This window comes from Prochlorococcus marinus (assembly GCF_001180245.1).
In the GTDB taxonomy this organism is placed as follows: Bacteria; Cyanobacteriota; Cyanobacteriia; order PCC-6307; family Cyanobiaceae; genus Prochlorococcus_A; species Prochlorococcus_A marinus_F.
Map to the genome: position 1 here is coordinate 14873 of NZ_CVSV01000134.1, position 14076 is coordinate 28948.

Here is a 14076-nt window from a genome sequence, read left to right on the forward strand (position 1 = left end):
TGTTTTTAGTGTGAATTTCTGGGGAATTATAAATTTAAAGCTTTTATTAGATGTCTTATTTGCTGTTGGTTTCGGGCTTTTATTATTCTCTAGAGTAAAAGAACAAAGGACATTATGGCTTCTAAGAGGATATTTGTTTTTAGTATCATCCGCATGGTTTATTCAAAGATATGCATACTTACCACTAACATCAAAATTAATTGATGCTGTAGTACTCGCTTGCTCTCTTTCATTAGCGATCCTTTGGCAAGGAGAGTTAAGAAGATTAATGGAACTACTTGGCACTGGGAGGCTAGCAGTATTACTTGGGAATCCACCAAAGGAATTTAGAGCAACTTCAACTACCATCACTCAGTTAGTTGATACTGCAGGTAAACTCTCTCAAAATAGAAGAGGCGCTTTAATCGTTGTAGATTTGGGGAGTGATTTAAGACCTGAAGATTTTTTATATTCAGGGACCAATATTGAGGCACAATTATCAACTGACCTTTTAATAAATCTTTTTGCAACAGATACGCCCTTACATGATGGAGCAGTTCTTGTGAAAGGGAATAAAATAATTTCTGCTGGCGTAATACTTCCTCTCTCAAGACAAGGGATAAGTAGATACGGCACAAGACATTTAGCAGCATTAGGCATTACAGAAAGATTTGACAGATGTATTTGTATTGTTGTTTCTGAAGAAACAGGTACGTTATCATTAGCAAGCCAAGGCAAACTCGAAAGGCCAATAACGAGCAGCAGGTTACAAGAACTTCTTGCAAAATTGATTGGTAATCAAAACTCTATGGGAGCAAATAAAGCAACTTTAAGTAAAAATGTCTTATCCCAAAAGACAGACTCAAGTGATAATATCATCAGTGATATTAGTAAAAAAGAGTCAGAAAAATCAGAAATTTTTATCAACAAAAAGGATTAACTAATGAGTGTAGAAAAAGTAATAGAAGATAAAATTAGTGATTTATTAATGAAAATAGATAAGCAAAAATTGCCCAAACATGTAGCAATAATTATGGACGGCAATGGGAGATGGGCCAGTAGAAAAGGTTTACCCCGATCATTTGGACATAAACAAGGCGTTAGTGTATTAAAAAAAATTCTCAAAGCTGCTAAAAATTTAGGTTGTAAAGTAATTACTGTTTATGCTTTTTCAACTGAGAATTGGTCAAGACCAACAAAAGAAGTTGATTTTCTTATAAATCTTTTTAGCGAAGTTTTAAAAAACGAAATTCAAGAGATACATGAAGATTCAACAAAAATAAAATTCATTGGAGATTTAACACCTTTCCCAAAAAATCTAAAAGAAATAATCTCTAGTTCAGAATCACTCACTAAAAACAACAATAAATTTTTATTCAATGTTTGTGTTAATTATGGAGGTAGACAAGAAATAGTAAAAGTTGCAAAAGAACTTGCATTAAAATCTTCTGCTGGAGAAATAAAACCAAGTGAAATTAATGAAGAATTATTTAATTCAGAGCTATTAACTGGAGGGATTAAGGATCCAGAATTACTAATAAGAACTAGTGGAGAAAAAAGGATTAGTAATTTTTTATTATGGCAATTAGCATATTCAGAAATTTATATATCTGACGTACTTTGGCCAGAGTTCAATGAGCATGAATTTCTTAAAGCAATAATTGATTACCAATCAAGAAATAGACGTTTCGGCGGTATAGAATCATTACCAAATGGATCTTTTGAAGATTCTCAATATTCTTCCTAATGAAAATGGCTAATTCGAATAATCATTTATTAAAAGAAATTAGGTTCGATTGGAATAAAGAGGAGATATTGGAAATACTTAATAAGCCTCTTATTGATTTAATGTGGGAATCACAAACCGTTCACAGGAAATTTAACAAATATGACGTTCAATTAGCATCATTGTTCAGCGTAAAAACTGGTGGATGTGAGGAAAACTGTTCGTACTGTAGCCAATCAATTTATAGTGCTAGCGAAATCAAAAGTCATCCACAATTTCAAGTTGAAGAGGTTTTAGCAAGAGCTCAAATAGCAAAAAATGAGGGTGCAGATAGGTTTTGTATGGGTTGGGCATGGAGAGAAATTAGAGATGGGAAATCTTTTAATGCAATGTTAGATATGGTTAGCGGTGTAAGAGATTTAGGGATGGAAGCATGCGTTACTGCTGGGATGCTCACAGAAGAACAGGCTTCCAGACTAGCTGATGCAGGTTTGACTGCGTATAACCACAATCTTGATACTAGTCCTGAGCATTATAAAAATATTATTACGACTAGAACTTATCAAGACAGATTAGATACTATCAAAAGAGTAAGAAATGCAGGAATAAATGTTTGTTGTGGAGGGATAATAGGTTTGGGTGAAACGAATGGGGATAGAGCATCTCTTTTGGAAGTGCTTTCAAACATGAATCCACACCCTGAAAGTGTTCCTATAAATTCATTAGTAGCTATTGAAGGTACTGGTTTAGAAGATAGCCAAGATGTTGATTCTATTGAAATTATAAGGATGATTGCTACCGCAAGAATTCTTATGCCTAAAAGTAAAATAAGATTAAGTGCAGGGCGAGAAAAGCTTTCAAAAGAAGCTCAAATTATATGTTTTCAATGTGGGGCAAATTCGATATTTTATGGAGATGAGTTACTTACAACTTCAAATCCATCTTTTCAATCAGACAGAAAACTTCTTAAAGAGGTAGGAGTATCATTTAACAAAGATTTTGAAACTCGTGAAAAAACATTATCTTCTTTATGAAAGGCAAAAATTATAAAGTTGTTTCTCTTTACTCTTTCTTCCCATTTCAAGAAGACTTAATTCTTGATCTAAAAAATAAACTATTAGAAGTCGAAAATGAAAACGATCTTTCAGGCTTATTAATTTTTGCAAGTGAGGGCATTAATGGAACTATTTGTGCTGAGAAAAATGTAATTGATATTGTTATTAATTTAATAAATAAATATACAGATAATAGATATTTGAATATTAAGGTCAACTTCTCAAAAAACAAAGTCTTCAAAAAATTAAAAATAAAAATCAAGAAAGAAATAGTTACCATGGGTGTCCCTCAAATAAATCCTTCAGAAAATAATGGGACCTATATTAATTCAAATGAATGGAATAAGTTAATTAAAAATCATAATACAATTGTCATTGATACTAGAAATCATTATGAGGTTTCTATAGGTACATTTCAGAACTCTATAAATCCAAATACGAGAAACTTTAGTGAATTCCCCAAGTGGGTGGATGACCATTTAAATACCCATCTAGAAAATAAAAAATCTACAAATATAGCAATGTTTTGCACTGGAGGAATAAGATGTGAAAAAGCTACTAGTTTGCTGAAAAAGAAAGGTTATAAAAATATTTATCACCTAAAAGGGGGCATCCTTCAATACCTAAATGATATACCAAAAGAAAAAAACTTATTTGAAGGTGAATGTTATGTTTTTGATAAAAGAGTTGCTTTAAATCAAGAATTAGAAAAAGGCTCCTATTCGATTTGTCATGCATGTGGAATGCCAGTTTCAATTCAAGATCAAGAAAGAAAAGAATATAGAAAAGGTATCCAATGTCATTTTTGCATAGACCAATTCAGTGATGATGATAGGAAAAGGTTTGAAGAAAGACAAAAACAAATCGATAGATTAAAAGTGGAAAATCATAAAATCTATAAAGACTAATTTTCAAAATCATGAAAGTTGAAGAGTTAGAAAAATTAGCATTTACTAAGGGATTATTAATTAAAATTCAAGTTAGAGAAACTCTCGGATTATGTTTCTTTAGAATAGTTATAGCAGAACAGAAAGATAACATAATTAAAATTTGGGCCGAAATGAAAGGCTGGACTTATTTAAATAAACAAGGTATTCAGCTTGATACATTAAGAATCCTTAGTAAAGCTCCTGCTTTCGTTTCGGAATTAATATGGGCAACAACTATGGCTTGGGCAATTGAAAAAAAATCAAGCAACAAAGTAAGACTTTTAGCTATTTTTGATAGTGAAGGATATAGTAAAAAACTTGTAAGATATTTCAAGTTAATAGGATTCAAAATTGCAAAAGAAGTTGGTTCTAGCCCAGTAGATCTTCTATTAAGATTGGTTTGGGGAGGTGCAGGTACACTCATGAACGGGGAATGTATTTCCATATTGAAAAAACTTGAAAAGAAACTCTCTTTAATTAAAGAAAATTAACCCGCATGATAACTACTTCTAACTAAAGGGCCAGAAGATACTTTTTTGAATCCTAATTCCTTAGAGAAGCGATATAGATATTCAAACTCTGATGGATCCCAATATTTCTTAACAGCCAAATGATTGAATGAGGGCCTTAAATATTGGCCAATTGTAATTTGATCACAATCTATTTTTTTAAGATCATAAATTGTATTTTTTATTTCATCCAATGTTTCCCCAAGACCTAACATAATTCCTGATTTAGTTTGAATATGAGGAGCAATATCTTTTGACTTTTTTAGTAAACTGATGGATTTTTTATAATTTGCACCCCTCCTAACTTCTTTTTGCAGTCTTTCAACAGTTTCAAGATTATGATTAAAGCAAATTGGATCTCTTTCTAAAATGATCTTCAATCTCTCAGTCTGAAGGTTATTAGTTTCATCAAAATTTTTTCCCCCACCCCATAAATCAGGAGTTAAAACCTCTATTTTAATTGTTGAGTCAATTTTTCTAATCTCATCAATTGTAGATATAAATAAATTCGCACCATGATCAGGGAGATCGTCTCTAGCTACAGATGTCAAAACAACATATTTCAAATTAAGTACTTTCACTGCTTCAGCGACTTGAGTACATTCATCAAAATTAATAGAACTAGGTCTACCTTTATTGACCTGACAAAAAGCACATGAACGAGAGCATATCGATCCACCCAGTAAGAAAGTGGCTGTTCCTGAGGCATAACATTCTGCTCTATTTGGACATCTTGCTTCTTCACAAATAGTATGAATATTTGATTTTTTGATGAGTGTTTGTATTTTTTCGAATTCTGAAGCTTTACTAATAGGAAATTTAATCCAAGGGGGAAGTCTTAAGATTTTTTCTTTCTTAATGGAATTATTGTCTCTCATTTTCTAATTTAATTTTGTTCTTCCTTCTAACGCCCTAGCGAGTGTAACTTCATCCACATATTCAAGTTCACTGCCCATTGGGAGGCCATATGCAATCCTCGTAACTTTAGTAAAAGGGGCTAACAATTTTCCAATATAAAGACTTGTTGTATCTCCCTCCACACTGGGGGTCAATGCCAATATGATCTCATCTATTTCAGACTTACTAACTCTTTCTACCAAGCTTCTTATTTCTAAGAGTTCAGGGCCAACAGAATCCATTGGAGATATTAAGCCACCAATAACATGGTAAACACCTTTAAATTCTCTGGCCCGCTCCAAAGCAAGCAAATCTTTAGTTTCTGCTACTACACAGATTAGTTTTTGATTTCTTTCAGAATTTTTACAAATTTCACATTCGTCTTCTGAAGTCAAATTGAAACATTTTTTGCAACGACCAACATTACTATGTGCTTCTAACAGAGCCTTTGAAAAATCTCTTATTGTACTTTCAGGTTGTTTTAAAATAAACAGGGCTAATCGTTGCGCTGTTCTTGGACCAATCCCTGGGAATTTCTCAAAATGACCAATTAATTTTGAAAGCGGTTTGGTATAAGTAATCAAAATTAAACTATTTCTAGGGATAATTTAGACGCAAAATTCTGAATTGCCATAATTGTTTGCTTTTAATGTCTTATTATGTTTTTAGTTAGTAATTTAAAACAAAATGAAAAATATTAAATTTAACCCTTTCAGATATTTATTTTTGATTTTTTTGTGTTTAACACTGAGTGCTTGTAGTGGAGGACTAAATGCAGGATTAGAAGCTTATCAAAGTCCAGATGGAAGATATGCCTTTTTGTATCCAACAGGATGGACTAGAGTAAAAGTCGATGGAGGACCTGAAATTATTTATCATGATCTAATAAATAGTAATGAAACCTTAAGTTTAGTTATTTCTGATTTAAATAAAGAGGTTCAATTAGAGCAATTAGGAAGCCCAAGTGAAGTAGGTCAAACATTAATTGATAAAGTCATTGCTCCCGAAGGTTCAGGTAGAGAGGTAAAACTTATAAATGCCAATAAGAGGGTGGCCTCCAATCATATTTTCTATGATTTAGAGTATGAATTAAATTTAAATGAGCAGGCTAGGCACGAATTAGCTACTGTCGTAATTGATAGAGGAACACTTTACACTTTCGCAGTGGGAACAAATGAAGAGAGATGGAATAAAGTTGACGGCATGTTTAGTAATGTAATTGAATCATTTAACTTTTTAATATAGTTTAGAAATTCCACACTAGATTCCTACTTGAACATTCCATAAATCAGCATATATTTTGTTCTGATCTAATAGTTTTTCATGTTTTCCGCTTTCAACTATTTTACCTTTATCAATAACAACAATATTATCCGCATTTTTTATAGTACTTAATCTATGAGCTATTACTATTGTTGTTCTTTCTTTAGTGATTTTAGATAATGATTTTTGAATTAAAGCTTCTGTTTCATTATCAACTGAGGCTGTAGCTTCATCCAGTATTAATATTGGAGCATCCTTTAAAACAGCTCTCGCTAAGGCAATTCTTTGACGTTGCCCGCCTGAGAGCCTTTGGCCCCTTTCCCCCACTATAGTTTTATAACCATCTGGTAATTGTTCAATAAATTTATGAGCTTCCGAAATCTTTGAAGCTTTAATGATATCTTTAAGACTTGGGTTAATTGAACCATAAGCAATATTTTCTTGTACACTGCCATGAAATAAATAAGTTTCTTGACTTACTAAAGAAATACACTTTCTTAAATCCCTCAAATTTATTTCTTTAATAGAAAAGCCATCCAATGTTATTGACCCGTTGTTACTATCATAAATCCTAAGAAGTAATTTTATTATTGTACTTTTCCCAGAACCTGTTAATCCAACAATTCCTAATGTTGAGTTATTTTCAATTTTGAAATTTATGTTTTTTAAAGTTAAATCTCGTCCAGGATAATTAAAATTTACATTATTAAAAATAATTTCTCCTTTGATATCTGTAGGTTCAATTTTTACTTTTCCATCTTTTATTTTTATAGGAGTATCTATAAGATCAATTACTCTATCTATAGAAGCCATAGATCTCTGAAAATCATCTAAAACGTGCCCCAAAGTAGTTAAAGGCCATAATAGTCTTTGCGTAATAAACACTAAAAAACTATAAGTTCCTACATCAAGTGTCTTATTCCAAGTTTGGAAACCTCCAATTAATAGAATTGCTATAAAAGCAAATAAGATTGCAAATCTTATAAGAGGGATAAAAGCAGAAGATAATTTTATCGCAGCCTTATTACTTCTTTGATATTCGAGACTTTCTTTATTTAATCTATTTAGTTCCCATTTTTCTTTAGTAAAACTTTTTATAGTTAGAATTCCACTTAAATTATTATTGAGTCTTGATGCCAACAATCCAGCTTTATTTCTAACATCTCTGTATTTTGGAGCAAGCTTCCTTTGAAATTTAATTGATCCTAAAAATATTATTGGAATAGGAAAGAAAGCAAATAAAGCAATTTTTGGAGCAACAAAAATCATAGTGCCCCCAATTATTAATACAGTTATAAATAACTGAATAATCTGATTAGCCCCTTGGTCTAGAAATCTTTCGAGTTGATTTATATCATCATTCAAAATAGATAATAGCCTTCCAGTATTATCATTTTCAAAAAAATCCATATCTAATTCCTGGATATGCTCATAAGCTTTTATTCTTAATTTATGTTGAGATAGCTGAGCCAAATTTCTCCATAAAACCGAATATAAATATTCAAAGAAAGATTCACCAGACCAAACTAGTCCTGAAGCAAATGCAAGAAAAATCAACTGTGCTGGAACTTCTTTAATCCCAAAACCAGCAATCCATGAATTCTGTTCCTTTACAACAATATCAACAGCAAGACCAATTATTACAGGGGGAGCTAAATCTAATATTTTATTAATTATGGAACTAAGAAAAGCAAAAAATAGTAACCTTCTTTCTTCAATCAGATTTAAATAAAGTCTAATTATTGGATTTTGATTGTTCTTGGACCTCATAAATTAACAATTAAATTTTTCTATTATGATTTAAATTTTCTTTAGTTTCTAATTTACATTTTGATTTTGCATTTTGGTGACTTGCAGTTTGTGTAAATTCTTCGTAGTAACAATTACAAGTTTCAGTCGCAATTTCTTCACTATATTCCATTTCTGCTTTCAACATCTCCTCTTTGACACTCTGAAGACAAAATAATTTTATGATTGAATTTTGTTTCGTTTGAGCTAAATAACAACTATTAAAAGAATTAAATAGGATTATCAGATTCACAAAAATAAAGAATTTATATTTGCTAGCTTTCATTCTCTGCTCCTAGTTTCTGACTTTAATTTTTTTTAATTTATTTTTAGTTTCTCTATGCAGATCTTTGGGTAAATCTACCAAACTGTAATCATTAAAAATCTGTATCTTACCTATGGATCTACCATTTATATTTGTTGAATTGCAGATTGAGGATATAATATTTGCAACTCTAACTCCATCAAATTTACCAAAGTTAAATTTATAGGTTTCAAAAGAATCATTTTGATAATTATTTCTTCTATTTGAATTTCTCATACGATTATTGATATTTCTATTTGATCTACTTCGATCAGTATTATTTTGTTTATGAATCCAAGAATCATCTTCATTAACAAAAAATGATTTATTACCTATTACTAAATTAATCGCCGCCATTGCAATATTTGAGTCATCCATAGAGTATTTTTCTTTTAAATTATCTAGTACATCAATAATCAAAGCTTTATTTTCTTCATTTTCATCTTTAGCTAAAGAACTATCATTAACATTATCTATAAGTTTCTCCATCCTTTTTTCATTTATTATTTTATTACTTGGTATATTAATTTCTTCAATCTTAGTTCTTGTTGAGTTTTCTAAGTTTCTTAGAAAATGTTTTTCTCTTTGATTAACAAATAAAATTGCTTCTCCTGATCTGCCTGCCCTTCCAGTTCTTCCAATTCTGTGAGTATATGTTTCCTTGTCAAAAGGAAAATCATAATTAACAACAAGTTTTATCCTCTCAACATCTAAGCCTCTAGCTGCGACATCAGTAGCAACAAGGATATTAATAAATCCTTTTTTTAACCTATCTACAGTATTTTCTCTTTGGTTTTGAGGGATATCTCCATTAAGTACAGCCACAGTATGACCTGAATTCTCTAACGCTTCAGCTATTGAAGTAGTAAGTAGTTTTGTCCTCACAAAAATTATTACTCCCTCGTTATTAAGTTCTAATATTCTTTTTAAAGCATCTAACTTATGATGCCTTTGAACATATAGAAATTTTTGCGAAATTAATTGGGTTTCTTTTTTGACACTTTTTATTAATATTTCGGCGGGATCATTTAGATATTTTTTTGCTATGTTTCTTATCTCACTGGGCATTGTTGCCGAAAATAATACCATCTGCTTATTTTCCGGAAGTTGATCTATTATCCATTCAATATCTTCAAGAAAACCCATATTTAACATTTCATCTGCCTCATCTAAAACAAGACAACTTATGTCTTTTATTTGAAAAGTTCCCTGCCTTATATGATCCATTATTCGGCCAGGGGTCCCAACTACTACATCAACTTTTCTTCTCAATGCTGAAATTTGATTTCGATAGTCGGTACCTCCATAAATTGCAACCGTCTTAAAATTACTGGATTCAGAACTATAACTTTTAAAAGATTCTGCCACTTGAGTTGCTAATTCTCTTGTAGGAGTCATAACTAAAACCTTGGCATTTATTTCTTTATTACCTGTAAGTTTTTCTATTAATGGCAATGCGAAAGCTGCCGTCTTTCCAGTTCCTGTTTGTGCTTGGCCTAGTAAATCTCTGCCTAGCATTAGTTCCGGAATTGCAGCTTTTTGGATGGGAGTTGGATTTTTATATCCTTTATTTCTTAACGAATTTAAGATCGATTGATTAAAACCAAACTCAAGAAATCCACTGTCATTATCATTTCCTTTGGATTCTTCCAATGGTTGATATTCAATTTCTTTTTTGTTCTCTAAGTTTTTTAAATCAAGCAGGGGAGAATCTTCATTCCGAGATTTTTCATTATCACTATCAAGAGATTTACTATCTTTTTTTAAAGCCATTTTGAATGCCTAATAATCTTCTGATTAGGCATTCAACAAATTTCTAAATTAACATTAATTGTTGACTAGCCATACAGAGCCGTATTATTAATCTAACATCTTGGGGTTAAGATCTCACTAATTTGTCAAAAATAAAATTTAATTTAAATAGTATATATCTAAAAATTTTTTAGCTCTCGTAACAGCAGTATAAAATAACCTTCTTTCAAAATTATCTCTACAAAAGATATTTGCACTATCTATTTGTTCTTTTACAGAATATTGATCTCTTATATATTTTTGGGACCACAAAATACTTACTTTTTCAGCTTCACTTCCTTGAGATTTATGAATAGTAATAGCTATTGCTGGCACAACATTTTCTAAATTAGATGGATCAATTAATACAACAATTTCTTGGTTATTATCATTAAATTTTCTAAAAAGATATTTTCTTTTATTTTTTAACCCTATAAGTACTCCAATATCCCCGTTAGATAAACCTAGTTCATGATTATTTTTTGTACACATGATGGGAACGCCCTCACTAAGAGTTTTAAGGTCGTAAGGTTTTTTTTGACCAAAAACAATTTCATTCAAATATTCAACACTCCATATTCCAGAATTCTTTTCACATAAAATTAAATGACTTTGTAAATCCAGAAATATCTTGTCTACTAAATCTTTTTCATTAAGTAATAAATTATCAATACCCTCATCAAATATATATTTTTTTTTACTTAAATTTGAAGTTGATAAATTTAATTTATTGAGATGACTTGTAATCGAAAAAAATAGATCTTTTGGAATATCTTTTTCTCTACTTTTTAAAATAGTAACTTCTTTTGAATTATTATCTTTTTCTAATTCTTTTATCTTTTGATTAAGTAAAGAACAATCATGATTAAATATTAAACTACTAATTAATGCTATATCTCCTGAATTTCTATAAGTTTTTTCTAAATTTACTATACAAGATTTAATTGAACTATTTTTACTATAGTCAAACAAATAATTCCAGATTGAACAGCTATTTACTGGAGACAATTGATTTTTATCTCCAACTAAAATAATTTTACAGTCCTTTGCTAGTAAACTTAAAACTGATTCAATCAAATCAATATTAACCATTGACATTTCATCAATTATAAAAATATCAAGCTCTTTTAGTTTAAATTTCAACTTAAGAGATTTATTTTGAGAATTTAAAATCCATCTATGTAAAGTTTGAAATTCTATTTGGTCTAGAAATTTGCTAAAGGAAATATTTTTTTTATCATTAAGAGCTTCTTTTAGACGAGCTGTAGCTTTACCTGTTGGAGCAGACAAACCTATATTTAAAAATTTATCAGTTAGAAGGAGTTCTAGTATTAAGTTTATTATTAAAGTGGTTTTTCCTGTACCTGGTCCTCCTTGAAGGAAAACTAAGTTTGAATATTTAAATATTTTTTTAATTTGATCAATTTCATTATCATCTTTATGAATTATCGTATTCTTTAAATTATTGGTATCTATTTTATCTAGAAATGAATTAATAACTCTTTCTGTCTTTCTTGACCATTTTGCAAGGGATAGTTTTCTATCTTCTAAGATAAATGGAGAATTAAGGAATCCTATCAAGCCTATATTTTTTAAGATATCTAGATGTTTATTTGGCCAGCCATCTTCTAATATTTCAAAGATTATTAAACTATTATCTACATCAATAATAGTTTCACCATTTTTTTCAAACTCTAATAAAATTCTTATTATATCTTTTACGAAATTACCATATTTTTTTTCATTGAATTTGAAAATACCTAAGATTAAATTAAATATATGATCATATTGGAACTTTTCAATATTATTTTTTTTGTTAGTCATCCTAAAAAAGGTTATCCAAATAATTAATTCTATTTAAAGGTGCATTACTAATAAAAACACCTGGAGAAATTTCTTGAGTATTAGATTTTTCAAATAATTCATGATCTGGTAATCCCTTTAAAAACAAATAAATATATCCTCCTAGATTTTTATGAGGTTGATAATTTTTAAGTCGCCACTTTAATAATCTATGCAATGCTAATAAATAAAGATGAGATTGCAAGGGATAATGATGTTTAATCATTTCATCTTTCATATTTTTATAGTTATAGTTTCTTGGTAAACAATCGCTATTATCACTTCCAGAAATCAAATTACTTTTCCAATCAATTACCCACCATTTACTATCTTCTAATGTATTACCTACAGGGAAAATACAATCAATACATCCTGAATGAAAGCCTTTATTCATGATTTGAAGATCATTTATTTTATCTGCATACTCTTTACCAAATTCATACTGCTGATCTAAAAGAAAGCATTTTGATATATCGTAAGAATTTATATTTCTACCTTCATAAGATAATGTTAAATCATATTTAACTTCCTTAAGTAAGTATTCATTTGGAATATCAACTAGTTTTTTATTTTGTAATTCACTCCCTAAAGATATATTTATAATTCTTAAAATTGCATCTTTTACTTTAAAGGCTAAAGAAGTATCGATTTGATGAAAGTTCAATTCCTCAAAAATTAAATCAATTAATTCTTGATTATTATCGTTTCTAAATTCAAATCTTTCAATTATTTTGTGCAAGCAAGTTCCTGCAATATTTCCTTTTGGAAATTCACTTAAGGGATTTGGATAAGAAAAATAATTAGGATAATTCTTTGAATTCTTAAAATTAGAATTTTTGATAATTGATATATTATCTTCATAATCCTTATATTGATTAATGACTGCATTAATATTTTTATCTTTACGTATCCAAGAAGAATAACTTGAATAAGAAATGAATTGATCAGCATTAAATTCTTTAATAATTTTTTTATTAAAGTTATCGATTTTCCAAAGATTATTATTAAATCGGTTTATTTGGAACTTATCGAAAATTTCTTTAATTTTCTCTTTTTCTAAACTATCTTCAAAAGTAGATTTATAAATATTAATATTATCCAAATTATTAAGTAAATCATTATTTAAAATATTATTCGTATCCTCCAAATTATTAAAAACTATAAGTTTATATTTGCTCCTTGTAAGTGCTACATAAATTAACCTCTCAGACTCTTTAAATAAATCTTCTTTTTCTATTAACTTAAACTTTTCAACATTCGCGTAATAATTAGAAATATTAATGTATATACTTTTATTAATATTTGATTTCCAAATAGGACCTTTAATTCTATTTGAGTTATTAGAAATAATTGAGAGATATGGACATAAAACCATGTCAAACTCTAAACCCTTACTACTATGAATGGTAGAAAGATTTATTCCATTTTGAAGATTATAATCTTTCGTCAAAAAATCTTCTCCAGTACAACTTCTTAAAGAATGATCTAACTGATTTTTATACCAGTTAAAAACTTTATTGAGATTAAAATCATTACAAATTAATTCTATTTCAACAATTTCTGAAAGTTGAAATAAATTTGAATTTAAATCTGAATCTTGAATAATCGAGGGTGACTTGTAATTTATAAGAAGTTCATTAACAATACTTAAAAAACCTTTTTCTCTTAGTTCCTTGGACCAAGTAATGCATTTATTAATTAGAATTTCTAAATTATTACTAATTCCATCATCCAATAATTCTTCTGATTTAATTTCTATAAACTTTGAAGCGGCAAGCAAAGTTATATTTTTTAAACCCCTAGGATTTAATAAACAGTCAATTAATACAAATAATAGGGAACTTGCTTCCGTATCAAAAATATTTTGTTTATTTTGAATTTTGCATGGGAGGTTAAATTGATTTAATTTGTTTTTTAAATCTAAGCATTGCGAATTATTTAATGTAAGAATCGCAATTTTATTAATATCAATTTCTTTATGATTTAAAATAAA

General features: G+C 29.2%; 13 protein-coding genes. 6 read left to right on the forward strand and 7 right to left on the reverse strand.

The genetic code is table 11. The features are described from left to right. Positions 1–10 precede the first annotated feature (10 nt). From cdaA to AMO19_RS08175, 5 genes are read left to right on the forward strand one after another with little or no spacing between them, the layout of a single operon-like run. Positions 11–919: a diadenylate cyclase CdaA gene (gene cdaA, locus AMO19_RS08155; RefSeq protein ID WP_075508076.1), complete on the forward strand. Its 909-nt coding sequence runs from the start codon at positions 11–13 to the stop codon at positions 917–919. 3 nt (positions 920–922) lie between these two features. Then, positions 923–1726: an isoprenyl transferase gene (locus AMO19_RS08160; RefSeq protein WP_075508077.1), complete on the forward strand. Its 804-nt coding sequence runs from the start codon at positions 923–925 to the stop codon at positions 1724–1726. Between the two features lie 5 nt (positions 1727–1731). Continuing rightward, entirely contained in the window at positions 1732–2739 is a 1008-nt protein-coding gene (gene bioB / locus AMO19_RS08165) for a biotin synthase BioB (protein WP_075508088.1), read from the forward strand. After that, entirely contained in the window at positions 2736–3668 is a 933-nt protein-coding gene (trhO, locus tag AMO19_RS08170; protein WP_075508078.1) for an oxygen-dependent tRNA uridine(34) hydroxylase TrhO, read from the forward strand. Before bioB ends, trhO begins: the two co-directional genes overlap by 4 nt. Before the next feature lie 11 nt (positions 3669–3679). Beyond that, positions 3680–4180, forward strand: a complete 501-nt coding sequence (locus AMO19_RS08175; protein ID WP_075508079.1) for a hypothetical protein — start codon at positions 3680–3682, stop codon at positions 4178–4180. Here the strand turns inward: AMO19_RS08175 and lipA are convergent. Both lipA and recR read right to left on the reverse strand, forming a co-directional pair. Then, positions 4177–5076, reverse strand: a complete 900-nt coding sequence (gene lipA / locus AMO19_RS08180) for a lipoyl synthase (protein ID WP_075508080.1) — start codon at positions 5074–5076, stop codon at positions 4177–4179. The two genes, AMO19_RS08175 and lipA, sit on opposite strands and share 4 nt — an antisense overlap. Before the next feature lie 3 nt (positions 5077–5079). Continuing rightward, positions 5080–5679 (reverse strand): recombination mediator RecR, encoded by a 600-nt coding sequence (gene recR / locus AMO19_RS08185; RefSeq protein ID WP_075508081.1) that lies wholly within the window; start codon positions 5677–5679, stop codon positions 5080–5082. A 103-nt stretch (positions 5680–5782) separates the two neighbouring features. On the opposite strand from recR, the gene psbP reads away from it, so the two are divergent. Then, on the forward strand, positions 5783–6340 hold the full coding sequence (psbP, locus tag AMO19_RS08190) for a photosystem II reaction center PsbP (protein ID WP_075508082.1): 558 nt from the start codon (positions 5783–5785) through the stop codon (positions 6338–6340). 15 nt (positions 6341–6355) lie between these two features. Here psbP and AMO19_RS08195 read toward each other — a convergent pair whose 3' ends face one another. The 5 genes from AMO19_RS08195 to AMO19_RS08215 form a co-directional block, all read right to left on the reverse strand. Then, the gene (locus AMO19_RS08195) at positions 6356–8128 is read right to left on the reverse strand and encodes an ABC transporter ATP-binding protein (RefSeq protein WP_075508083.1); all 1773 of its coding nucleotides are present in this window, start codon (positions 8126–8128) and stop codon (positions 6356–6358) included. A 10-nt stretch (positions 8129–8138) separates the two neighbouring features. Beyond that, positions 8139–8294: a hypothetical protein gene (locus AMO19_RS08815; protein WP_257008991.1), complete on the reverse strand. Its 156-nt coding sequence runs from the start codon at positions 8292–8294 to the stop codon at positions 8139–8141. A gap of 147 nt (positions 8295–8441) precedes the next feature. After that, complete coding sequence (locus AMO19_RS08205; protein ID WP_075508085.1) at positions 8442–10223, reverse strand: DEAD/DEAH box helicase; 1782 nt, start codon at positions 10221–10223, stop codon at positions 8442–8444. Positions 10224–10361: 138 nt separating this feature from the next. Then, complete coding sequence (locus tag AMO19_RS08210) at positions 10362–12065, reverse strand: AAA family ATPase (protein ID WP_075508086.1); 1704 nt, start codon at positions 12063–12065, stop codon at positions 10362–10364. 1 nt (position 12066) lies between these two features. Further along, a partial coding sequence (locus AMO19_RS08215) for a 3'-5' exonuclease (protein ID WP_306452423.1) occupies positions 12067–14076 on the reverse strand: 2010 nt, incomplete at its 5' end.